Here is a 25,416-nt window from a genome sequence, read left to right on the forward strand (position 1 = left end):
AAAATCAAACAAAATTGTATTTTTTAAATAAAGCACCTCAGATGAAAGCAAAAATCCACCCAGAACATGAGTGGATTTTATCGTAAAGCAATATCGAAAAACAATTTTCAAGGGAAGCCAATATCTATTTCAATCGGAATTGTTCCCACTAAAATAGGATTGAATGTTACTAATATTTCAAAAATTGCATAATTACTCAATATTTGAAAAGCTTTTTGCTGTTTCTCATTCCCATATTTTAGGTAATCTATCTTATCAAAATGTATCATTTTATGCCATTACTGCCAACATATCAAGTATTTTTTCACCGAATAATTGGTTCCCTTTAATACTTATGTGTTTGGCAGCTCTTTGTTTATTTATTCCTTTTGTAAAAATTCTCCAAGCAATTTCTCCTTCTATCATTACTTCGGTAACAGGTTTTTGAGAAGGATTTGGTACTAAATACCATTGTTTTCCATCAAATTCAAGAAACCAATCTCCACCGCCATCACCGTTGACGCTGAATTTTATTATTTCTCCTTTGGATGCTTCTATATTTCTGTAATGATGAGGTAAAGCCTGCATAGAGGTTTCTAAATATGGCAAGTAAAACTCTTTGGTATAAAGTTCAGCCGTTTGCCCAACAGCAAACCTAATTTGTTGTTGATGATGCCATTTTTCTGTGTATTCTCTTGCGATATGAAACCAATTTGACGATTGTTCTTCACCAGCCCAAGCAACAGAAAATGTTGCTGGCTGGAAAGGTTCAAGAGTTTTTAGGTATTTGCAGTATTCCTTTCCAGTTGATGTGAGTAGTTCAATGATGATTTTTGGACTTACTCGTTTCATTGCCATTACCCAATCATGATTTAGTTTATTCAGGTAATCTAGTAAATCTTGATATGAATTAATGCTTTCAGGAATTACGCCAAAATATTGGTCTCTCAGCATTGATAATGCCCTGATATTTCCATCTAACAAATGCACAGCAATGTCTTTTACTCGCCAAAGTGGGGCAATACTTTGTTTTTCCCAATCTTGTGGAGAAAGTGACTCAAGTACTTCGATTAACTTTTCATCAAGTTTTGGTAAAAGGTCAACCGTAAAAATTGGCTTTGTTTGTGTCATGGCTTTAGTTTTAGATTTTCAATTTAATCAATTTTTTTGGCTTCGATGTAAAAATAAAAAGGTTGACAAAATGAATTTGCCAACCTTTTACTGATGAATTGTAATATTAAATCTTCCATCTTACGAAAGCTTCCATCGCTTCGTATTCTGCTAAACCAAGTTTATTATAAAGTTTGGCTGTGTTACTGTTTCTGTCTTCAGCACGTTGCCAGAATTCACGATCGTCTGAACCTTGGAAAGGAACACCATCTTTTTGTGATTGATGTTTGAAAATACCATAACGTTTTTTCAAAACTTGGTCAGGCGACATTGGTACAGCCATTTCGATTTGGTCAATATCCCATTCTTGCCAAGCACCTTTATACAACCAAATCCAACAATTGTTCATGTACTCACGATGTTTCAATTTTTGTGCTGCCTGAATAATAGCATCCAAACATACTTTGTGTGTGCCATGTGGGTCGGCTAAATCGCCAGCGGCATAGATTTGATGCGGTTGAATTTCTTCAATTAAATTCAAGACAATTTCTACATCGGCCTCACCAATTGGATTTTTCTGAACAGTACCCGTTTCATAAAAAGGCATATCCAAGAAATGAATATTTTCTTTTTTGATGCCTACGTAACGACAAGTATTTTTGGCTTCACCTCTACGAATCAAACCTTTGATATAACGTACTTCTGGCGTATCAATTTCTGAATCTTTTTTTGCTTTCAGGAATTTTGCTGCTTCACGATAAATACGATTTGCTTTTGCGTTGTTTGCTTCAAATCTTTCATTGAAGTCAACTACAAACTCCGCAAAACGAAGAGCTTCATCATCGGCAACGGCAATATTTCCAGAAGTTTGGTAAGCTACGTGTACATCATGACCTTGGTCGTGTAAACGTTGGAAAGTACCACCCATCGAAATAATATCGTCGTCTGGATGTGGACTGAAAATAATTACTTTCTTTCTTGCTGGATATGCACGTTCTGGTCGGTTAGAATCATCCGCATTTGGTTTTCCACCTGGCCAACCCGTTATACTATGTTGTAAATAATTGAAAACTTCAATATTAATATCGTAAGCTTGTCCGTATAATGCCAATAAATCTGAGAGACCATTTTCGTTATAATCTGAATTGGTCAATTTTAAAACTGGCTTATTAACCGTCAATGCTAAATGGATAACAGCTTTTTTGATCATTGGTCTGTCCCAATTCACAGCATCTACCATCCAAGGTGTTCTCATTCTTGTCAATTGCGAAGCTGCCGAAGTATCAATAACGAAACAAGCATTTTCGTGTAATTGTAAATAAGAAGCTGGAACATCTGAACTTACAGAACCTTCAACGGCACGAGCAACGTTGGTTGCTTTGTGTTCACCCCAAGCTAATAAAACTACACGTTTGGCTTCCATGATTTTTTGGACACCCATTGTAATAGCTTTCTTTGATACTTTGGCTAAACCACCAAAATCGCCAGCAGCGTCAATTTGGGTTGTTAAATCAAGTGTCATCAAACGAGTTCTTGAATTAATCAATGAACCAGGTTCGTTAAAACCGATGTGTCCGTTTCTACCAATTCCTAATAACTGGAAGTCTAAACCTCCATAACGTTCAATTTGTGCTTCGTAATCTTTACAAAATTCTCCTAATTTTTCAAGCGGTAAAGTTCCGTCTGGTAAATGCCAGTTACCCGAAGGAATATCAACATGGTCAAAAAGTTGTTCACGCATGAAACGTACATAACTCTGTACAGAATCTGGTTGCATCGGATAGTACTCATCAAGGTTATAAGTAACTACATTCTGGAAACTTAAACCTTCTTCACGGTGCATTCTAATCAGCTCAGCATATACTTTTTTAGGAGAAGAACCCGTTGCTAAACCTAAAACTGCGGGTTTACCTTCAATACTTTTTTGACGAATAATGCCAGCGATTTCATGAGCAATTGCCCGAGATGCAGCATCTGAATCAGCATAAATAATAGTCGGAATACGTTCGTAACTAATGGCTTGTTCCATGTTAAATCAATTTGAAAATTAGAAAGATTTGTATGATATTTTATGGCTTGTTTCGTGTTAAAACACAAATAATAATGAGATTCTTATTCCTTCTTACTAACTACAATTACCTCTAACCCTAGATTATCTAGGATTTTATTAAGTGTTTTTATTGAAGGGTTAGCCTTACCTAATTCGATAGAGTGAATGGTTTTGATAGCAACATCACTTTTTTCACTGAGGTTTTCTTGGCTAAGGGAAAGAGTATTACGTCTTTCACGGATAACACTGCCTAATTGTTCGAGATTCATATTTCAGAATTATTTTACTGATATTTTTGCAAATATACAATTATTATTTGAAATTAAAATTATTATTCGGCAATATGTTTCCGATATGTTAAATTAATTAATTGCTTTTGTTAATTTATCATTATGTATAGGGGTAGAATTACTTTTGGCTGTCAGATTAAAGAAATTGCCATTCATCACATACTTCTGTTTCTTTCATCATAAAGAGAAGTAGTTTTGCATTATTCAAATGAATCGCCTTGGTTATATTTTTATAAAATCTATCTAAAAAGCGATATTTTTATGAATTTATACCCATTTTTAAGATAAAAATAAAGAGGGTTTTTGCTGATTTTCTTTAAGAAAAAGCTAACAAGTTTTGAAGAAAAGCTGAATGTATTACTGCAAGGTAAAGTAAATCAGAAGATTGTGTTTTTGATATTTCGTAATGTCCTAAAAAAAGAATAAGCTAAAATGCCTTCAATTAGAAAAAAACTAAAAACCAAAATTGATTTCTTGAGTTTCTAAAGTACTAACATATTCCTAACTTTAAATTTCACATTTCCAATTTCAGTCTATGATAAACCTTATTCGAAAATCCTTACTGATACTATTAATTTTACCGTTTGAAATGTTTGCCCAGTCAGATAAATTAACTGTCAGTGGCTACATAAAAGACAATAAAAATGGAGAAGGCTTGATTGGTGCATCCATTTTTGTGAAGGAATTAATGACAGGTACCACCACAAATACCTACGGTTTCTATTCTTTAACACTTCCTAAAGGCAATTACTCACTAATCATTAGCTCAGTTGGCTACCGCAAAGCGATTAAAGACATCAAATTAATTGACCAAAATGTTACTTTGAACGTTGAAGTACAGGAAGACGGGCAAGAATTAGCGGAAGTTGTTGTGAACGCTAAGCGTGAAGACGATAACGTTCAAGCGATAGAAATGTCTGTCAATAAAATAGACATGAAAACTATTAAGAAAATCCCTGCTTTATTGGGCGAGGTTGATTTAGTACGTGCTATTCAGCTATTACCGGGTGTTTCTACTGTTGGCGAAGGTGCAAGTGGTTTTAACGTGCGTGGAGGTGGAGTTGACCAAAACTTGATTCTTTTGGATGATGCCCCAGTGTATAATTCATCTCACCTTTTCGGTTTCTTTTCTATTTTTAATCCAGATGCTGTGAAGGATGTGAAGCTCATCAAAGGTGGAATTCCTGCTCAATATGGTGGACGTGGGGCATCAATTCTAGATGTAAAAATGAAAGAAGGAAATGCCAAAAAACTAGAAGTAAATGGTGGAATTGGTGTGATTTTTAGTCGCCTTTCTATTGAAGCTCCTATTGTAAAAGACAAAGCTTCGTTTATCGTAGCGGCTCGTCGTTCTTATATTGATGTTTTGGCAAAACCTTTTTTAACGGGTGATAATGCCGATTCAAAATTTAGTTTTTATGATTTAACAGCCAAAGTAAATTATAATATCAATCAAAATAATACTGTTTTCCTTTCAGGTTATTTCGGAAGAGATGTTTTTGGAAATGACTTTGGGTTCAATTGGGGAAACAGCACGCTTTCTGCTCGTTGGAATCATGTATTTAGCTCGAAATTATTCTTAAATTCTACAGTTTTTTACAGTAATTACGATTATTTGTTAGACTCTGATTTGGCTAATAAACGACCAAACAATGCTTTCAGATGGACTTCTAATGTTGAAAACCTAAGTTTCAAACCAGATTTTACTTATTATATCAATCCAGAAAACACTTTGACTTTTGGCGGACAAGTATTGAATTATGATTTTACGCCTGGTTCGGCTACGGCAAGTTCAAACGGAGATAAACGTACTTTTGGCTCTGCTCCTAAAAATGCAGTAGAGTATTCTGCTTATGTTGGAAATGAAATGAAGGTTTCTTCAAAATTATCCTTTCAATATGGTATCCGCTTTTCAAGATATGATTATACCAGTAAAGAAGATGTATATTATGAAAGAGTAAAAGTTGGTATTTCAGATGAATTTCCTTCTGGTTATGATATTAGTACCAAACCAAACGATCCGAATAAAGTATTACAAAGTTATCAAAACTTTGAGCCAAGATTTAGCATGAAGTTAGAAACTAGTGAAACGAGTTCTATCAAAGCCAGCTATAACCGTATGGCTCAGTATATTCACTTGCTTTCTAATACTGCTGCTTCAACGCCTTTGGACGTTTGGACTTCTAGCACGAATAATATCAAACCTCAGTTAATCGACCAAGTAGCTTTGGGATATTTCAAAAATTTAGGTGATAATGAATACGAAACTTCGGTAGAAGTATATTACAAGGATTTGAAAAACCAAATTGATTATTCTGACCGTGCCGATTTGTTCTTAAATCCAGAATTTGAAAAAGATTTGATGTTTGGTAAAGGTCGTGCTTACGGTTTAGAATTGTACGGAAAGAAAAATAAAGGCAAATTAACAGGTTGGGTAAGTTATACATTGGCTCGTACCGAACGCTTAGTTGAAGGATTGAACAACAGTAATTGGTATCCAAATCGTTATGACCGTATGCACACTTTAAACGTAGTGGCTCAATATGAGGTTAACAAGAAATGGAGTTTTGGCGGAAATTTCGCTTTTATTTCTGGTGTGCCTTACTCTTTAGGCAAAGGACAAGGTACTTACGAAGACTTAACTTATAGCATTACCGATAATGGTGTTAGAGGAAATGTAAGAGTACCTTCTTACCATCGTTTAGATATTTCAGCGACCAAAAAGAATAAAAAAGCATTGTTCGGAAAAGGTGAATCTGAATGGGTTTTCTCGGTATATAATTTGTACAATCGTAGAAATCCATTTTCAATTTATACAAGACCTAAAGAACAAACTGCAGGCGAAGCGGCACAGTCACCAACAAGTGTTGTTCAAAATGAAGCGGTACGTTTATCAATTATTGGCTCATTTATTCCATCTGTAACGTACAACTTTAAATTCTAACATCGAAACTTTAACAGTATCAATCATGAAATCAATTATTAAAACTATATTTTCCTTATTTCTTGGCATTTCACTGATGAGTTGTGAGGATGTCATTGACTTAAATGTTCCTGAAACTGAAAAGTATTTAGTAGTAGAAGGAACAATAACGGATGTAGCGGGTGAACAAGTTATTAAACTGAGTGAATCTCAAGCTTTATTGAGTAGCACAACGCCAAGAGCTATTACAAATGCTGTGGTTAAAGTAACTGATAATACGGGTAAGATTTATGAATTCAAAGACTTGAAGAATGAAGGTAAATACGTTTGGACTCCTTCAAGCTCTACTGAAATAATGGGTGTAATCGGCAAAACTTATACTTTAAGAATTGAAGCCGAAGGTGAAACTTTTCAAGCAGTTTCTGAATTGAAAAGAGTTCCTAAAATCGATTCTATCGTTTATAAATATGAAGATAGTCCTAACTTAAATCAATCAGGTGATGACAAACCGAAAGAAGGCTACGATGCTAATTTTTATGCCAAGGATTTTGTCGGAGTAGGGGATTGCTATAGAGTAAAAGTTTATAAAAATGGTAAATTGTTCAGTGGGGCAGAAAATATAGTTATTGCTTATGATGCATTACTAAACAAAAGTAGCGTTGGAGATGGATTGATGTTTATTTTACCGCTTCGTCGTGCTATTTCTCCAGAATTATATGCAGAAAATGATAAGTTGAAGGTTGAACTTAGCTCAATCACAGAAGCTCATTTTGATTTTTGGACTCAGTTACGTACAGAATTAAACAATTCAGGCTTGTTTGCAACACCTGCGGCTAGAATCCCATGTAATGTGAATAATACCAATCCAAATTCAAAAAAACAAGCAGCTGGCTGGTTTGGTACTTCTGCTGTTACTTCTTTGGAAGTCACAATTGATAAAAATAAAGCGGTGAAAGAATTTAATGATTAGATTTGTAGCTTAGTATGGCTTTCAGTCGTCGGCTTTCGGCTATTCAGTTTCGGTTTTTTACAATTACTGAAACCCGACGACTGATAGCCGATAGCAGACCAAAAAATAAAAATATGGAAACCAAGCAAAAAAATAATCCATTACATGGAGTAACCTTAGAAAATATCGTGAACCATTTGGTGGCTTATTACGGTTGGGAAAAATTAGGAGAATTAATCAATATTCGTTGTTTTAATTATGACCCAAACGTAAAATCAAGCTTGTCTTTTTTAAGAAAAACTCCTTGGGCAAGAACAAAAGTAGAATTGCTTTACATGAAAAGTTTAAGAGACATTGCCAAAGCTGAAAAACTTAAAGCGACTAAAAACAATGAGATTTAGGCATTAGCTTTTTTACTTCATAAATAGATTGATAAAAAAATCCCGAAAATGAACCATTCATTTTCGGGATTTTTTCGTCCTAAAGTCCTAAAGTCCTAAAGTCCTAAAGTCCTAAAGTCCTAAAGTCCTAAAGTCCTAAAGTCTAATTAATCAATTTAATCACATAAGTGTACGAATATTTTTTATCTAACATTCTGTACTGTTTGTGTGGCAATTCTCCCCAACTATTATCGCCACCAACACCACGCTGATTTAAGTCGATATGCAAAGTATTTTCATCACGAATCTTTATGTCCGTTGGGTGTTGTTGTTTTTTAGTATTGCCCGGGTCTAAATCTTCTGCTTTGAATGGCAATAAACTAAAACAAAAAGCTTGCGGAGCTTCTACTTGTAAGCCTTGACCTTGTTCGTTTACAACTTTCAACCAACGAGTATCGGTATGATAACCATGTTCTTGCGGACGAATGTAATTACTCATCAAAGTTTTAGGAGCTAATTCTTCGTAAACACCTAAAAAAGAAGCTGTTTTGCGGTCACTGTAATTTTCTAAAGGACCACGCCCATAATAACTTAATTGGTCGGTAGCTTTATTCAATTGTAATCTCATCCCAAAACGTGGAAGTTCTGGTAAATTACGATTGCCCATATCCATCGTAGCCGTTACTTTTACAGAACCATCTCCTTGAATTTGATAAACCGTTGTATATGGAACATTAATACCTGAAAGCTCATAATTAACCGTGATTTGCAAACTTCCATCAGCTTGTTGCTCGCCTACTTCTACGTTTTTCAAGGTTTTGTTTACGTGTGCGTTTCTCCAAATCCCTAAATTTACAGGCATATCATTGCCAAAATCGTTGTCTGTCCAAGCTCTCCAAAAATACGGTTCTGGAAACTGTTGGATGACAGATTTATTAGAACTTAAACCATATTTTGTCCATTGTCCTCTTCTAGTGTCAAATTCACCAGTGATTTCACCTGCCGTAAAACGAACTTTATTCTGTTCACGAGTGATTTGTACGCCAGCTTTTACTGGAGTTTTAGCAGCAATTTCAAAATACGATTGCTCACCTAAAACAAATTGTTCACGAGCCACTTCATGTCCAGCAGGTACTAAAGCACTTGCTACTTTGGTAAAGGCAAATACCGAAAGAGTATATTCAGCTTGATTATCAATAGCAGGAATTGGCAAGTGAATTTCTTTTTCTTGCTTAGGAGCAAGCGAAACGGCAAAATCTCCTTCTTTTTGAGCTATCCCATTTTTAGATAAAATCCATTTGAATTGATAAGTATCTAAATTGGTAAAATCAAAAATATTTTGAACAATAATATCGCCTTTAGCAAGGTCTTTTTTCTTGAATAAAATCGACTGATATACTTTTTTCACTTCAAATAAACCTGGATGTGGCGAGCGGTCGGCAGCTACAACACCATTGGCACAGAAGTTTTCATCGTTTTGTAAATAATATCCTCCAATATCGCCACCATAAGCGAAAAATGGTCTGCCGTCTGTGGTAGCTGTTTGCATTCCTTGGTCAACCCAATCCCAAATAAAACCACCTTGCATGTGTTTTGAACTGGCTATAATATCCCAATATTCTTGGAAGTTACCATTACTATTTCCCATTGCGTGCGAGTACTCACACATAATAAATGGTCGTGTTTTAGTAGCATCTTGTGCATAAGCTACCATAGTTGAAATCTCAGGGTACATCGGACAAACGATGTCTGTATTGGAATTTTCTCCTGCTTGTTCTGATTGTACAGGGCGAGTAGAATCCTTTTCTTTCAACCATTTATAGGTTTCATAAAAAACTGGACCATTACCACATTCGTTTCCTAAAGACCAAATAATCACTGAAGGATGGTTTTTATCACGTTCAAATAAACGAACTGTGCGGTCTTTATGAGCTTCTGCCCAAAGTGGTAAATAAGCTGGATGTTTCGATTGGTCAAATTTTCCTTGCCATTCTGCACCCATTCCGTGCGTTTCGATGTTGGCTTCATCAACTACATACAATCCGTACTCATCACAAAGTTTATACCAATAAGGGTCGTTTGGATAGTGGCTGTTTCTTACTGAATTAATGTTAAATTGTTTCATCAATTGAATATCTTTCAACATCAATTCACGGTTTGGTACGTGTCCTTCCACAGGGTCGTGTTCGTGGCGATTTACACCATGTACCAAAGTAGGTACGCCATTTACCATTAATTGAGCATTTTTGATTTCAATTTTTCTGAAACCTATTTTTGTACTCGTCACTCCTAAAATATTCCCTTTTGTATCTTTCAAAGTAAGAATACAATCGTATAAATTCGGAAATTCTGCACTCCATTTGGCTGGATTGGCGATTTTTCCGTCGATATTTACGGCTAAAGTATTAGGTTTTACAGCTACTTGTTTCGAGAAAATCGTTTTACCAGTTTTATCTTGAATTTCAGCTAAAACTGTTCCTGCTTGGATATTACTTTCACCAAATTTGCGAAGTGAAACTGAAGCACTGAACAAGCCGTCGATATAATTTTTATCTAAATCAGCTTTCAAGAAAAAGTCCCAAAGACTAGTTTTTGGCAAAGCATACATAAATACATCACGTTCGATTCCCGACAAACGCCAAAAATCTTGGTCTTCAAGATAACTTCCATCATGCCAACGATATACTTGTACCGCCAATAAATTATTTCCTTTTTGTAAGTAAGGCGTAATATCAAATTCCGCTGGCGATTTTGATACTTTCGTCATTCCTACTTCTTTTCCGTTTACATATACAACAGCATAACCTGTGATTGAACCGAAATGCAATAAAATCTCACGACCATCCCAAGTACTTGGCACGGTGAAATTTCTGCGGTAGCTTCCTACGGGATTGTCGCCACCAATAAATGGCGGATTTTTAGGATATGGATAAATAATGTTGGTATAAATCGGCGTTCCAAAACCTTTGCGTTCCCAGTTTGAAGGTACTTTTAAATCATTCCATTGACTGTCGTCTAAATTGGTGGCAAAGAAGTTTTTAGGACTTTTTTCGATAGAAGGTGCAAAATTGAATTTCCAAGTACCGTTTAAAGATTGATAAAAAGGCGATTTTGCATAATCATTTTCAAGTGCCGTTTGTTTGTTCTCATAAACTATAAAATCGGTATGGGCTGGCTCTTTGTGTATATCTACCACCGCTGGATTTTCCCATGAATTCTGACTTTGGGAGAAGCCAACCTGAGCGATTAATATGCTTAATAGCAATAGTTTTTTCATTGTTGTTAAGATTTTATTTTGTGTTTTGTGTAAGATTATAAGTTCAGTAAATCTACATTATACTTATTAGATGCAAGAGTAGCTTTATTTATACTCCCAAAAACCAAAAAAATATTACTATTTTACTATTCAAGTGTTTTGTGAATCTTGTAAATCAACATTGGCTTCATCAAACTAAGTACTTTTTATAGAAAGTAAACGACATTTTTATCCTCAAAAAAATAAATTTCATCTTCAAAATAAATCAATCTATCGGAAAGCATTTCTAAAAAACATGATTCAGTAGTTGTTTTGAATCAGTAAATAAACAAAAATTTTTTAGTATTGGTCTAGTACAAATAAGCAATGATGAAATAGTGGGCGAAACATTTAATGTGATAGCCGATTTCTGAATGCTGACGACCGATTACTAAAATCTAATCAAAACAATTCATTAAATTTAAACCTGCATCATTCGCATAGGCTGATGTTTTCTGAGAAATGGACTATAAACCAGTAATTACCAAAAAATACGAAGTTGAAAACCTAAAAAATCTTCAACTCAAAACTTTCTCTGGCGATATAGAGATAGTTGGTCATGATGAAAATTTCATTAAAGTAGAAATATTTGCTACGGTTCGCAGTTTGTTTACTTTTTTTATCATCAAAGACCCTTTATTGGAGTTCGATTTTGAGGCTCATGACTTATCAATGAACGTGGTTGACGATACGTTACATATTTATTCAAAACCCAATTATCTTAATATTTACAACTGGTTTAATTTCCAGAAAACCTCTTTCAGAATTTACTTGCCAGCGTCTATTAATTCCTCTTCAAAAACTTATGGGGGAAAAATAGCTTTAAAAAATCTTGAAGGCAATCATGCTTTTTCTACTTGGGGCGGAGATATTGCTACCGAAAACACCAAAGGAAATGTTGAAGGCAAAACAATGGGTGGAAATATCAATTTATCCAAATGCGAAGGCAGAATCAATGCCTCCACAATGGGCGGAAATATCTTTGTAGCTGCCAATAAAGCTGATATTAATATTGATACCAAAGGCGGAAATATGTATATCCAACACCATGAAGGCAATATTCATTGTTCAAGTTGGGGCGGAAACATTGAAGTCTTTAATGTGAATGGTTTTTTAGAATGTAATACCGCAGGCGGAAACATTTATTTGAAAAATGTTAATGGAAATATCGGAGCAAGTACCAAAGGCGGTAATATCAAAGCAGAAGTAAATGAAATCAATCAGTACGCATGGTTTGATACTGCTGGCGGAAATATTAAAATTGGTCTTCCACTCGAGCATCCTATGGATTTAGAAGCCTCTGCCAGTCGAGTTTATACGCCAATGTTTACTAATTTTTCGGGTTATCAAACCAAACAAAGTATCAGAGGAAAATTGAATGGTGGTGGCTCAAACGTAACGATTAAAACCTTAGCAGGCAAAATAGATATTACAAACAGTATTTTTAGTAATACTTATCAACCCAATAAGCACAATACTCCCAAAGAAGAGTTTCAGCCAAACGAGGAAAAAAAAAGTCCTAACTTTTCTGAAAGAAAAACCGCTGTAAACACTCAACCTTTTGAAAGAAAAGAACATGAATTTGTATTAAAACCTACTTATGATGTTCTTTTTAATGTGGTTTTTTGTTTGTTGGTCGCTTATGCTTTTACTTGTGTGATTTTTTTTACGATACAAATCAGCCATTTGCCGATTGATTTCTCCAACATTTACCCAAAAGTATTTTATCTGACTTTTTTAAGTGCTTTTGCCTCTGTTGCAGCAATTTATGTCTTTTTAAACTTTATCGAAATTAGAATTCCTATCGATTGGGTAAAGATTTTTCCTTTAATGGGTTGTTCTTTACTCTTTGGTAATCTGTTTCATTCGGTTTTTAGTTTTCAAAATGAAAAAGGTAGCCTTTGGGAAATGGATAATACGGTTGCAATTTATTTTTACTTTATTCTTCCTGTGTTGATTAGTTGGGCTTATCTTATTTACTGGCTCAAAACAAGAAGTATTACTCGCAAGATTTCAGAACAGGAGTATCAATTATTGAATTTAGAAAAACTAAAATCTAAAGCTCAATTAGATGCTTTGGAAGCCCGAATTAATCCACATTTTTTGTATAATTCTTTGAATAGTATTGCAGGATTGATTCACGACAAACCTGATAAAGCCGAAGAAATGACAATTCAATTATCAAAATTGTTTCGCTACACAACAGGACGCACCGAAGAGAATTTTCATACTTTGGCAGATGAATTAGAAATCATTAAAGCTTATTTAACCATTGAAGAAGTACGTTTTGGGCATCGTCTAACATACTCAATTGACTGTGAAGAAAGTATTTTGGAAGAAAAAATCCCCCGATTTTTGTTACAACCTTTGGTAGAAAACGCTATCAAACATGGTATTTCAAAAATTGCCAGTGCAGGCGTTATTACCGTAAAAATCAGCGAAGCAGAAAACAATATTTTAATAAAAATCCACGACAACGGCCCAGATTTTGGCGAATCCTTCGGCGGAGGCTTTGGTTTAAGAAGTATTAAAGAAAAACTAAAAATTGTTTACGGTGATAAAGCAACGATTGATATTAAAAATCAGCCAGAGAAGGTAGTAATGATTTATTTGCCTTTGTAGCTTTGAGTTATGAGCCTTGAGCTTTGAGATATAAATTAATAAAAATTGAAATCAGAAATCTGAAACCTGACATCCGAAATCCGACATCCAAAAATCATGCAATACAAAACCATACTCATAGACGACGAACCGATTTCAATTAGTCGAATGCGAAGACTTTTGAAAGATTATGATGATACTTTCGACATCATTGGCGAGGCTTTGAACGGACAAGAGGGCTTGGAAATTATTGAAGAGTTAAAGCCTGATTTAATTTTCTTAGACATCGAAATGCCCATCCTTTCGGGTTTTGAGATGTTGGCAAAGCTTACTTATATGCCGATTGTGGTATTTGTTACTGCCTTCGACCAATTTGCCATGAAGGCTTTTGAAGAAAATTCTATAGATTATTTATTGAAGCCTATCGAAAAATCAAGGTTAGATAGAACGGTGCAAAAACTGTTGAAATTTACAGAAAACCAATCTTTAAAACTTTCTTCTGAGAGTATTCAAACGATTTCGGAATTACTAAAACCTAAAAAAGAAATTCATTCTATTTCTGTAAAGAATGGTGATAAAATTTTAATCATTGCTTTCCACGAAATCGCCTTTTTTCAGGCTGATGATAAGTATGTATTTTTGAATACCGTCGATGGCAAACAACATATTACCAATTATACCATTGCCAACCTTAGCGAAAAACTACCAGACAGCTTTATCAGAATCAGTCGTTCGTGTATTGTAAATGCTACCAGAATTAAAGAATTAGAAAGACATTTCAACGGCAAATATTTAGTGGTAATGCAAGACCAAAAACGAAGTAAATTAGAAACAGGCGTTTCATTCCACGATAATTTAAAGCGATTGATGGAGATTTAGGGATTTTGGATTTTGGTTATCGGATTTCAGATTTATTTTTTCCGCCTTCTTTGGAGTTTTCTCCAAAGAAACGAGCGTAAGCAACTCTCCAAATATGAAGTGAGAATGAAAATATTAAGTTGGTGTGTTGCTTACGCACATCTTGTTGGAAATAATTCCAACAAGGGCTTAAACGAATTGCTTCCCACGCTTTACGAAGTCTAAGACTTCGTAATAACAATAAAAATCAGTCTGAGACTGATTTTTATTTGAGCTTCCAAGTTTTTAAACTTGGAAGAGCTTGGGCCTCATACTTAGATAGACGATACTATATTTCTTCAACAATGGATTAATTGTTGTCTTTCCAATCAGCTAATCACGTAGATATCCTATATTTACTGAACAATATTTGATACATGAATCCAACCATGTATCCATTTTGTATCTAAACCCTCTCTACTTAAATATTGCACCTTCACCCAACTTCCAACTCTTTTAGTTACTGTTATTTCTGAATTCTTCAGTAATCTTATCATTACCTCTGATTCATTATTAGGAGCTGATCTTAAATTACAATTTCGAACAACATTTGTTAATTCATATAAATCACCAACATTGGAGTATGATCTAGGATTACTCTGATTTGAAGTTATATCATTACCTAAAGTTGGTGAAGAATATTGATCCAATGCAAATGGGTTTATATCTAAGCCAGTTGTTGAGTTTTTATTGCTTTTTATATTAGTTGTTGTTTTGTTTTCTTTTCCCCATCGAACACCGCAGTGTGGACAGGAATCGCCTACTTTTGCACTCGACGATACAGTTTTACCACATTTTCCACAATTTGCAGTAGTAGTTGTTGAATAGGTTTGAGAATAAATAGATTCTATTTCAATAACATTTGCGATTAAAATAACTATTATTATTTTAATCACAAACTGGATATTTATAGTTGTATGTTTGTAATTTTTCATGATTTATATAACTCTATCTAAATAATTTAAAGTTCATTTCAAATTTATCCTTTATTCTTTTAAACATCTAATTTATGTAAAGTTTAAATCTCTCACAAAATTATTCATAATGAGAGTCATATTCTACTTTATCAAACTTCCAAATAAATTTCTAAAGTAACCAACAATTTTAATTTTTATTCCTAACAGAACTAATAATTGAACCATTAATATGGATATCTTAGTAAGAATCATGGATAAATCAATTCAAAAAAGAGTCCTTGGTATTGAGTAACAGGTATTAATCTTACAGAATGCCCAGTAGCTACTAAATCCTTAATCACACTTTGGTCAGGATGCTTATCTGTATTGGGAATACCATAATTGATAAAATTGTAAGCCCTTAAAGGTATGTTAGAATGTAATAAACTATCACTACTTTTTTCAGAACCATGATGAGGAATTTGAAAAAGCCAAAAGTCGTTCCAATAATATTTATAGTGCTCTCTAAAAGGGGTTACTTGAACTGGCTTTAATAGAAAAGTATCTGAAGTTAAGAGTACATTTGGAAAAGTTTTATTACTCCAATGAGAATAATGATAGTAATTAAACCAAGGTATATTAACTCTATTTTGAGGAGTCATAAACTTTTGAATTTGTGTTGTTCTACTCTGCTGATTTTTAGATAAACCACTTATAAGATTTTTATGTAATAAACAAAGAGAGGTTGTATTGGAATCTTTTATATCTAAATATTGTGGTTCTTTTTCTTCTAAAGGCTCTTTTTTTATTTTGTCTGCTTGACTACTTATTTCTTTCTGTGCATCAACAAAAATTTGTTGTAACCCAGAACCTTTAAATGAGTTTATTCCTTTAATAATTTCAATAATTTTATCCAATTTGTGTTCTGCTGATAAATCTGATAGTTGTAACGCATATTTAGCAAAAAATAACTTTTCAATTTTATCAAAAAAATCTTTATCCTCTTCACCAATATTTCTTTTATAAAATAGAAATTCCATTAATGCCAACCCTATTGAGGTCTTTAATGTACCTTTGTTTCTATGATTGACTTTATATACTTTTGCTTCATTAGGTTTAAAGCGTGTTTTTTCTATATCCTTATCCTCAAGCTCAGATTTAACTCCTTCTTCAAAAACAATTGTAAAACTTTCATTCTCACTGAAATCATAAGTATCCTGATTACTATTTTCTATTTGAGGAATTGGGCTACCTAAATCTTCACCATCAATTAAATATATTTCAGAATTATCATCTAAATTATTCTTCAAAGTACCGAATGGATCAAGAATAAATTTAATTATAAACTCTTTATTTGAATTATTGCCTTTTGACTGACTAAGAAATCTAAGCACTAAAAATAAACGCTCTTGAAACGTTATAAAAGGCATTATGAGAGTTTTTACTTTTATATTTCCATCCAATAATTTTTCAATATGACTCACATGGTCTTTATCAAAATGTGATATAATTAATAAATCAAGTGTCTTTGTACTACTAATATTAGTCTCAGTTCTGTATAAATCAATTTCTGTTTGAATAGCTTTATCAACAGACTTAGTTCCGCAGTCGAATACCATACTAAATTTAACTTTAGTGCCAATTTTAAGTATTCCACTATAAAATAATCCTTGCCCAACAGGATGAATCGTAAACTTTTGAGAAAATGTCATCGTTAATGCTATTTAATTGTCTAAAACTATAATTTCATTTACCATTTTAATGATGGTAGAAATATTTACTATTATGAAGTAGCAACCTACCATTTTTCCACAAAATCCCCAAACCATTAGCTAACAATTTCCCAGAAACTTATTATACGGTATTTTGTCTTATGATAAGGGGTAGCGGTAACCCTTGCGGTTACCGTTTGGTGAAAGTACAGATACAAAAAACGGTAACCGTAAAGGTTTACCGCTACACGTAATTTCTTAGTTGTAAACCTATATTTCTTAAATGTAATTGTCTGATTATCAACTGTAATTAGCCTTTTCTCAAATGTAGTTGACTGTTTCTCAACTGTAATTAGTCTTTTCTCAACTGTAGTTAGCTGTTTCTCAATTGTAATTAGCCTTTTCTCAACTGTAGTTGGCTGTTTCTCAATTGTAATTAGCCTTTTCTCAACTGTAGTTGGCTGTTTCTCAATTGTAATTACCTGTTTCTTAACTGTAAGTAGTCATTTCTCAACTGTAATTATCTGTTTCTTAATTGTAAGTAATCATTTCTCAACTGTAATTACCTGTTTCTTAACTGTAAGTAGTCGTTTCTCAACTGTAATTACCTGTTTCTTAACTGTAAGTAGTCGTTTCTCAACTGTAATTACCTGTTTCTTAACTGTAAATAGTCATTTCTCAACTGTAATTACCTGTTTCTTAACTGTAAATAGTCATTTTTCAATTGTAATTACCAATTTCTTAATTGTAAATGGTCATTTTTTGAGGGGTAGGTTTGACAATTTTTCAAAAGTTGTCAAACCTTAAAAGTTTATCCTAAAAACAAAAATCCCCTTCACATCGCTGTAAAGGGGATTTTTATGATTTTGAATTACTCTGCAATATTGCTCGTGGAGACACGAGCAGTGGCAATAGCATAAAGCTTACAGCCTACTGCCTAAAGCATACAGCCAAAACTAAACATTGATATCACCAACCATATCTTCTGGTTTCACCCAAGCATCGAATTCCTCCGCTGTTAAGTAACCTAAAGCAATAGCCGTTTCTTTTAACGTTGAGCCATTTTTATGAGCAGTCTGTGCAATCTCAGCCGATTTATAGTAACCAATCTTTGTATTCAATGCTGTTACCAACATCAATGAATTGTTTACGTGTTTCTTGATGTTTTCGTGTAATGGCTGAATACCTTCTGCACATTTATCATTAAACGCCACACAAACATCACCAATCAAACGAGCTGAATGTAAGAAGTTGTAAATCATTACAGGTTTAAACACGTTTAATTCAAAGTGTCCCATCGAACCACCGATACCAACGGCTACATCGTTACCCATTACTTGTGCCGCTACCATTGTCATGGCTTCGCATTGTGTAGGGTTTACTTTTCCTGGCATAATTGACGAACCCGGCTCGTTATCTGGAATATAAATTTCGCCAATTCCCGAACGTGGACCAGAAGAAAGCATACGCACATCGTTACCGATTTTCATTAAGCTAACCGCTACTGTTTTCAAAGCTCCGTGTGCTTCTACGATAGCATCATGTGCCGCTAATGCTTCAAATTTATTTTCTGCAGTTACAAAAGGTAAGCCTGTTAAAGCAGCAATGTGTTTTGCTACGTTTTCAGAATACCCTTTTGGCGTGTTGATACCTGTTCCTACTGCTGTACCACCCAAAGCTAATTCAGAAAGGTGAGCTAAAGTATTGTTGATAGCACGCAAACCGTGGTCAAGTTGAGAAACATAACCAGAGAATTCTTGTCCTAAAGTTAAAGGCGTAGCATCCATAAAGTGAGTACGACCAATCTTTACGACATTCTTAAATTCTTTTGCTTTTGCGTCTAAAGTATTACGTAATTTGGTAATGCCCGGAATCGTTACTTCAACCAAGATTTTGTATGCCGCAATGTGCATGGCAGTTGGGAAAGTATCGTTAGACGACTGCGATTTGTTTACATCATCGTTCGGGTGAACGTATTTTGTTTCATCTAACAAGTTTCCACCGTTAATTACGTGAGCTCTATAAGCAACTACTTCATTACAGTTCATGTTTGATTGCGTTCCCGAACCAGTTTGCCAAACTACCAATGGAAATTGGTCGTCTAACTTTCCTTCCAAGATTTCATCACATACTTGTCCGATAAGGTTTTTCTTATCTTCTGCCAAAACACCAGCCTCAAAATTGGTGATAGCTGCCGCTTTTTTCAAATAGGCAAACGCACGGATAATTTCTTTTGGCATCTTGTTGATGTCTTGAGCAATCGGAAAGTTCATAATTGAACGTTGCGTTTGAGCTCCCCAGTAAACATTGGCAGGCACTTGTACCTTGCCCATCGTGTCTTTTTCTATTCTGTATTCCATTTCTACCTTTTGAAAATATGAAAATGAGTAAATAAACTTGCTTAGACTTTACAAGTTTATTCGCCGTTTAAACTTGACTGCAAAGGTAGAAATGAAAAGGAAACGTAGGATGTTTTTTTGATTTTTTTGTGGTAAAATGATGAAGGTCAGTTTTTGGGATGTTGGCTTTCGGCTTTCGGTCGTCGGATGTCGGCAATCGGTTTTCGGATTTCAGCTTTCGGTCATCAGGTTTTAGGTTTTAAGTTTTTTCTTTACTGATGACCGAAAGCAGACAACAAAAATCCGATGTCTGAAATCCGATAGCTGAAATCCGAAAATCCCAAAACCCTACATCACTTTCGCATCAAATGTTCCAGTCAGGATTTTACCATTTCTTTTTACTTGTAGCCAAATTCTATATTTTCCTGCTTGTGGGAAGACGTAAGGAAAGTTTACTGTGTTATGATGTTCAGCTTTGTCGTTTGTATGTAACATATTTGGCATCAAGAAATTATCTCTTTCAGCTTCTGTCATCGTGCTTAGTTTTGTCATGACTTTATCTACGCTATCTTTAAAAGCAGTTGTAGGTAAAATAAAAGGCTTTGTTGATGTTTCATTAAGTCTTTTTTGCATGACTGAAACAGAAGTACTTGAAACTGTTCCTGTTGGATGCAAATGTATATAAACCGAACCATCATCTTTTACAATAGCGGCATGTCCCATCATTCCTAAATAAGGCTCAAGTTTGGCTTTTGTTCCATCTGGACTGACGATACTAAACTTTAAATCATATACTTTTCCCATCATTAAAGGTTTATTCGGGTCTTCTTCCCAAACAATACTTGAACCATCTTGTAATTTGGTCTTCACGCCGGGCGTACCACAAATTGTAATCAAATCACTTTTGATACTTGCTTCTTTGGTATTTAATGGATTGGTAATAGCGTAGGCATCATAAGGGTCTTTTAAAGTACTTGAATTGCTACCATTACTAATTTGTTTGTTGATTTCAACAGTATCGGCAATGGTATATTGTGCGCCTTGATAACGCATGACATCAGCATATAATAAATACTTGCCCGCAGGTAAATCAGGTAATTGAGCCTCAAAATTTAAAGTATCTTTTCTGGAAGGATGTAAATGTGCAAAAACATCCATCGTACCTTGACGAATTAAAAATAAGTGCATTAATTTTCCATGATCAGGAATGGCATAGCTTAGCCAACGTCTTTGTACAGAATTGCTATCAATTTCTAATTTTAAAACTGAAACACCATTTTCTTCTATCACTTTTGTGTTGGCAGTGTAAGGTTTATAGAGATTTCTTTGATAGTCATCCGTCAGACCATTCCACCAATTATTACCTACAAAAAGTAAAACACCACAAAAACTTGCTCCAATTACAGAACCTTTGATTCTCTTTTTCATGGTAGTTCCACTCACTGGTTCACCAACAGCTTGTAAACTATCACTTGTACTTGCACCAATAATGGTTGTTAACAAACCAACTAACAATAAACCTAAACCTGCTAAAATCCAACCTAAGGAAGGAGACATCGCTCGTTTGGCAGTAGCAATGGCAACTAAAGGAACTATCAAACTCCCTTTACCACGACTACCGATTATTTCTACTTGTACACTGGCAGCACCAGAATTCATCAACCAGATTTGTCCTTCGTAACGTCCAGCTTGGTTTGCTACAGGAAAAGCTTCATCTGAACGTGGAGAACCTTCATCACCAAACCAATAATAAATAGGTTTGATATTTACTTTCTGAATATCGTTAGCATCTGCAATCACTGTTACTTTTGCTGTTCCAGGAATAACATCTGGCGGTTGAACATATACTTGCAAAGCATATTTACCAGCATTTCCTTCAAAAACAACACCCGAACTACCAATATGAGCTTGAATTGGATAAGTAAAACAAAGGCTTAAGAGTATTAATAAACTGTTTAACAATATATTTTTCATAGTATAATTTTCTTTTAAGGCTTGTAAAGAATTAAAAAGTTCCTAACCTAAAGCTCATCTCTATCGCTGAACCTTCTGCATCCATTTCCCCCAAAGCAAACCAACTCTTGCCGATAAAATACCAAGTAATAATGCGATTCCACCACCTTTTGCCCAAGCTTCTATTCCTTCTGTAACATCCCAAGGAGCAAATTTGTAACGATATTCCCAATCTGCACCACTGCTATACGACCATGCGTCTGACTGGAAGAACCAGTTACGTGCATAAGGTGATTCAAGCAAGAAATTTCCTGCTGGATATTGGATAATCAAGAAAGTAGCTAAAAAGCCGAAACCCATCAATACAGCCAAAACCCAATCATTTTTTGCTCCGAATTTTGCAAACAATATATCAATCACCATTGCGGGAAAAACTAACAATAGAGGAAACGCTGTTGTCTGATAAAAAGTAACAGGATTAGCAATAGGGCCTAACAAAGGTTCAGCAGGGAACATTCTAAGCGTTGCATTGATGGCTATGTAATAAATCATGTAAATTAAAGCGGAATAAGTAGCGCCCCATTTACTGCCAGATGCTCTTGAAAAAGGAATAATTAATAAAGGAAACAATGCCGAACCTATTTGGTAAAATAATGCACCGTGCATATTCCATCTTCCCAGAAATTCAAACATAAAAGTATAAGCAGTTGCCAATACCATGCCTGCGGTAAAGATAAAAATCCAACGTAAACGGATGTTTCTTGCTTCGTTTTGTTCCTTAGTTAAACTCGCTATTTTTTCTTTTCTATTTAAAATGGCTAAAACCATAATCATAGCTCCAATCTGAATTGAAATTAATCCTAAAAGCAAAACAGTATGTGGAGGCGAAAAAATTTGAACATCTAAACCATAAGTATTATGCCACCAATCATCAAAAGGAGCAGAAGTTCCTGCGGCAAAACCTCCCCAAATACAAAACATTCCACCTAATGAGCTATAGAAAATCCCCCAGAAATTTACCATTTTACCTTTTTCTGTAGCATTTCCCCAAAAAGAAGTTTTTAATACTTGAAATCCTGAAATGATTCCTGCAAAAGCTGCACCAATATAAATTAAGTTATGTGGTGCAGAGAAAAGTCCATCTCTGCCAATTGTCATGTGCCAAGCAATATCCCATAGAATACCACTGATGACTAAACATGAACAAATAGCAACAACATAAACATAAATTGGAATGCCTAAAAGAAGACTAGCGAAACTTGTTTTACTTTGATGTGTGTGTAATGGATGACTTAATGTGCTTGTTGATTCCATTTTGTTAAATAATTTTAGAAGAGGATTTATTAAATTCTGTAATTAAAATTAAGGAATAAAATCAAGATAATCAGCCTATAAAGATTTTACTTTGAAAGCATAGATGCTAAAAACTATTCAAGGGTTGCAAGAACTTATCTCACACAAATTGTATTCCTCCAGAAGTCTTGATAGTTTTGTTCTTTAATTAAAACAACAAAACATGGCAACTTGGTATTTAGGTAAAATACGTTACCAACGTGAAGACGAAGCGGGTTCTTTAAAAACAATTAATGAAGCATACTTAGTGGATGCCGTTTCTTATACAGAAGCAGAAGCAAGAATGTTTGAAGTAGTAGCAAGTAATACACCTGATTTTCAGTTGATTAATTTAGCTAAAATGAAGCTCAGCGAAGTTTTCTTTGAAGAAAACGGCTCGGAGGTTTGGTATAAAGCTAAGGTACAATACATTACTTTCGATGAAAAAACACAGAAAGAAAAGAAAGTACCACACATGATGTTGATTAATGCTGATAACCCTAAAGATGTGTATGAAGCTCTAGTGAAAAACTTAGGCAATCTGAACGATTATCTGATTACTGACATAAATCTCACAACCATTTTGGAAGTATGTCCTTACGTTCCTGAAAATGAATTGTTGAAAAAAGGGAATTTTAGACCAGTAGCGGAGGTTTTGGCTGAACAAGAAACAAAATTATCAGAACAAGCGAATCAATAAATTGAATCAGTAATGAATAACGAAGAAATTGTCGCCTTACTTGAACTCTCGGTAAAGCTGCTTGAATTACACGACGAAAACGAATTCAAAATCAAAAACCTTGGTTTTGCTGTTCGTGCTTTGGATAAAACTACCGAAGATTTATTGAATATGTCGGTAGCTCAGTTAGCTACTTTGCCAAGTGTTGGGAAAAGTATTGCTGGAAAAATTGATGAAATCCGACAAACGGGAACGACACAAGAATTAACAGAATTACTTGCTCGCACGCCCGAAGGTGTATTGGATATGCTCAATATCAAAGGCATTGGTCCCAAGAAAGTACGCACAATTTGGCAAGAACTCAACATTACTGATACTCGTGAATTGCTTTTAGCTTGTGAAAATGGCGAAGTAGCAAAATTGAAAGGTTTTGGAGATAAAATTCAAAATACTATTAAAGAGTCTATTTTGTACGCACAGTCGAATACAGGAAAACTTCGTATGGAGAAAGGAGAGGAGTTGGCACAAGTATTATTCGATGAGCTAGAAAAGCATTTTGAACAAGTATCTATCGTTGGCGATGTCAGACGTAAAAATGAAATAGTAGAAACCATTCAATTAGTCGTAGGGCATGATAAACCTTGGGAAGTTCAAAAGCTTATCAATTCATTACCTACTTTACAACAAGATGAAAAGGTTTCTTCTCCTTTTGCATGGAGAGGACATTTTGAAGGAAAAGCCATTGATATTGAAGTACTTATTTGCTCGCCTGCTCAGTTTGTCAACCAAGTATTTATTTACTCAGCTTCTCCAAAGCATTTGGCAAGCCAGAACATTTTAAAGACTGTTCAGAAACAAGTTTTTGATTCGGAAGAAGCCATTTATGCAAGCGTAAATATTCCTTATATCATTCCAGAAATGAGAGAAGGTAATTTTGAATTTGATTGGGTACAAAAACATCAAAATGATGAATTAATTACTTGGGATGGACTCAAAGGTATTTTGCATAATCACTCTACTTATTCAGATGGTAAACATTCTTTAAAAGAAATGGCTGATTATTGCCGAGAATTAGGTTTTGAATATTTGGGAATTGCTGATCATTCAAAAACTGCTTCTTATGCCAAAGGACTTTCGGAAGAAAGAGTCTATGAGCAACACGCAGAAATTGATAAATTAAATCAAGCTTATGCTTTGATGACTGACAGACCTTTTAAAATACTAAAAGGCATAGAATCTGATATTTTGGGCGATGGTTCTCTTGATTATCCAGATGATGTACTAAAAAGCTTTGATTATATCGTTGCTTCAATTCATCAAAATCTGAAAATGACAGAAGAAAAAGCCATGTCAAGAATTATTGGAGCGATTGAAAATCCTTATACAACAATACTCGGACATCCAACTGGAAGATTATTATTATCAAGAGCAGGTTATCCAGTTGATTATAAAAAGATGATAGATGCTTGCGCTGCTAATAATGTAATTATTGAAATCAATGCCAGTCCTTATCGTTTAGATTTAGATTGGCGATGGATACAATACGCTTTAGAAAAAGGCGTAAAACTCTCTATCAATCCAGATGCACACGAAAAAGATGGATATTTTGATATGCACTATGGTGTTGCAGTGGCTCGTAAAGGAGGTTTAACCAAAGAAATGACATTCAATGCTTTGAATCTGCAAGAAATTGAAACATATTTAAAGAAGTAAATCCTTAAGATAATTGATAAAAACACAAATGGCATGACCTTAGGTTGTGCCATTTGTGTTTATGCAGTCAAAACTTTACATTTTTGGAGAGATTTTATTTTCAATAACCCTAGTCTATTTTTCTTCGTTTAATCCTTTATAATTGACTATCCTTTTAAGGTTATTTTCAAAGCATTGTTGTACTACAATACTTCATTGTTACTCTACCCGAAGGTTTTTGTAAATATTTGATTATGAGACACTTGAATATTTGTCCATTTGGTGAATATATTAATACATTCAGTCCAGAGTTGCATAAAGGTTTTGGTAGGATTCTTT

Annotated in this window: 18 protein-coding genes; 7 read left to right on the forward strand and 11 right to left on the reverse strand. The window is 34.4% G+C overall.

What is annotated here, in order from left to right:
• Positions 1–107: 107 nt before the first annotated feature.
• From VB776_RS23560 to VB776_RS23575, 4 genes are all read right to left on the reverse strand, one after another.
• Entirely contained in the window at positions 108–269 is a 162-nt protein-coding gene (locus VB776_RS23560) for a hypothetical protein (protein WP_323699300.1), read from the reverse strand.
• Between the two features lies 1 nt (position 270).
• The gene (locus VB776_RS23565) at positions 271–1,110 is read right to left on the reverse strand and encodes a maleylpyruvate isomerase mycothiol-dependent enzyme family protein (RefSeq protein WP_323699301.1); all 840 of its coding nucleotides are present in this window, start codon (positions 1,108–1,110) and stop codon (positions 271–273) included.
• A gap of 106 nt (positions 1,111–1,216) precedes the next feature.
• Positions 1,217–3,118, reverse strand: coding sequence for a glucosamine-6-phosphate deaminase (gene nagB, locus VB776_RS23570; RefSeq protein ID WP_323699302.1), 1,902 nt, complete (start codon positions 3,116–3,118; stop codon positions 1,217–1,219).
• Between the two features lie 83 nt (positions 3,119–3,201).
• Positions 3,202–3,408 (reverse strand): helix-turn-helix transcriptional regulator, encoded by a 207-nt coding sequence (locus VB776_RS23575; RefSeq protein ID WP_323296909.1) that lies wholly within the window; start codon positions 3,406–3,408, stop codon positions 3,202–3,204.
• Between the two features lie 610 nt (positions 3,409–4,018).
• Here VB776_RS23575 and VB776_RS23580 point away from each other — a divergent pair.
• The 3 genes from VB776_RS23580 (at position 4,019) to VB776_RS23590 (ending at position 7,702) form a co-directional block, all read left to right on the forward strand.
• Positions 4,019–6,373, forward strand: a complete 2,355-nt coding sequence (locus VB776_RS23580) for a TonB-dependent receptor (protein ID WP_323699303.1) — start codon at positions 4,019–4,021, stop codon at positions 6,371–6,373.
• Between the two features lie 25 nt (positions 6,374–6,398).
• Complete coding sequence (locus VB776_RS23585; protein ID WP_323699304.1) at positions 6,399–7,322, forward strand: DUF4249 domain-containing protein; 924 nt, start codon at positions 6,399–6,401, stop codon at positions 7,320–7,322.
• A 113-nt stretch (positions 7,323–7,435) separates the two neighbouring features.
• A complete protein-coding gene (locus VB776_RS23590) occupies positions 7,436–7,702 on the forward strand; it encodes a VF530 family protein (RefSeq protein ID WP_323699305.1) in 267 nt (88 codons plus the stop codon).
• 142 nt (positions 7,703–7,844) lie between these two features.
• On the opposite strand, the gene VB776_RS23595 is transcribed toward VB776_RS23590, so the two are convergent.
• The gene (locus VB776_RS23595) at positions 7,845–10,958 is read right to left on the reverse strand and encodes a glycoside hydrolase family 2 TIM barrel-domain containing protein (RefSeq protein ID WP_323699306.1); all 3,114 of its coding nucleotides are present in this window, start codon (positions 10,956–10,958) and stop codon (positions 7,845–7,847) included.
• A gap of 480 nt (positions 10,959–11,438) precedes the next feature.
• Between VB776_RS23595 and VB776_RS23600 the strand changes: the two genes are divergently transcribed.
• On the forward strand, positions 11,439–13,598 hold the full coding sequence (locus tag VB776_RS23600) for a histidine kinase (protein ID WP_323699307.1): 2,160 nt from the start codon (positions 11,439–11,441) through the stop codon (positions 13,596–13,598).
• A 96-nt stretch (positions 13,599–13,694) separates the two neighbouring features.
• Positions 13,695–14,456, forward strand: coding sequence for a LytR/AlgR family response regulator transcription factor (locus VB776_RS23605; RefSeq protein ID WP_323699308.1), 762 nt, complete (start codon positions 13,695–13,697; stop codon positions 14,454–14,456).
• A 16-nt stretch (positions 14,457–14,472) separates the two neighbouring features.
• On the opposite strand, the gene VB776_RS23610 is transcribed toward VB776_RS23605, so the two are convergent.
• The 6 genes from VB776_RS23610 to VB776_RS23635 form a co-directional block, all read right to left on the reverse strand.
• Positions 14,473–14,676, reverse strand: a complete 204-nt coding sequence (locus tag VB776_RS23610; protein WP_323699309.1) for a hypothetical protein — start codon at positions 14,674–14,676, stop codon at positions 14,473–14,475.
• Between the two features lie 154 nt (positions 14,677–14,830).
• Positions 14,831–15,409, reverse strand: a complete 579-nt coding sequence (locus VB776_RS23615) for an SH3 domain-containing protein (RefSeq protein WP_323699310.1) — start codon at positions 15,407–15,409, stop codon at positions 14,831–14,833.
• A gap of 230 nt (positions 15,410–15,639) precedes the next feature.
• Positions 15,640–17,082 carry a ComEC/Rec2 family competence protein gene (locus tag VB776_RS23620; RefSeq protein ID WP_323699311.1) on the reverse strand — a complete coding sequence of 481 codons (1,443 nt, stop codon included), beginning with the start codon at positions 17,080–17,082 and terminating at the stop codon, positions 15,640–15,642.
• 956 nt (positions 17,083–18,038) lie between these two features.
• A complete protein-coding gene (gene fumC / locus VB776_RS23625) occupies positions 18,039–19,442 on the reverse strand; it encodes a class II fumarate hydratase (RefSeq protein ID WP_323699312.1) in 1,404 nt (467 codons plus the stop codon).
• Between the two features lie 327 nt (positions 19,443–19,769).
• The gene (locus VB776_RS23630) at positions 19,770–21,395 is read right to left on the reverse strand and encodes a hypothetical protein (RefSeq protein WP_323699313.1); all 1,626 of its coding nucleotides are present in this window, start codon (positions 21,393–21,395) and stop codon (positions 19,770–19,772) included.
• A 60-nt stretch (positions 21,396–21,455) separates the two neighbouring features.
• On the reverse strand, positions 21,456–22,688 hold the full coding sequence (locus tag VB776_RS23635; protein ID WP_323699314.1) for a hypothetical protein: 1,233 nt from the start codon (positions 22,686–22,688) through the stop codon (positions 21,456–21,458).
• 202 nt (positions 22,689–22,890) lie between these two features.
• On the opposite strand from VB776_RS23635, the gene VB776_RS23640 reads away from it, so the two are divergent.
• Both VB776_RS23640 and VB776_RS23645 read left to right on the forward strand, forming a co-directional pair.
• Positions 22,891–23,406, forward strand: coding sequence for a DUF4494 domain-containing protein (locus tag VB776_RS23640; protein WP_323699315.1), 516 nt, complete (start codon positions 22,891–22,893; stop codon positions 23,404–23,406).
• A gap of 12 nt (positions 23,407–23,418) precedes the next feature.
• Positions 23,419–25,098, forward strand: coding sequence for a PHP domain-containing protein (locus tag VB776_RS23645; RefSeq protein ID WP_323699316.1), 1,680 nt, complete (start codon positions 23,419–23,421; stop codon positions 25,096–25,098).
• Positions 25,099–25,416: the final 318 nt, after the last annotated feature.

Origin of the sequence: Arcicella gelida, assembly GCF_034931025.1 — a bacterium.
GTDB classification, from domain to species: domain Bacteria; phylum Bacteroidota; class Bacteroidia; order Cytophagales; family Spirosomataceae; genus Arcicella; species Arcicella gelida.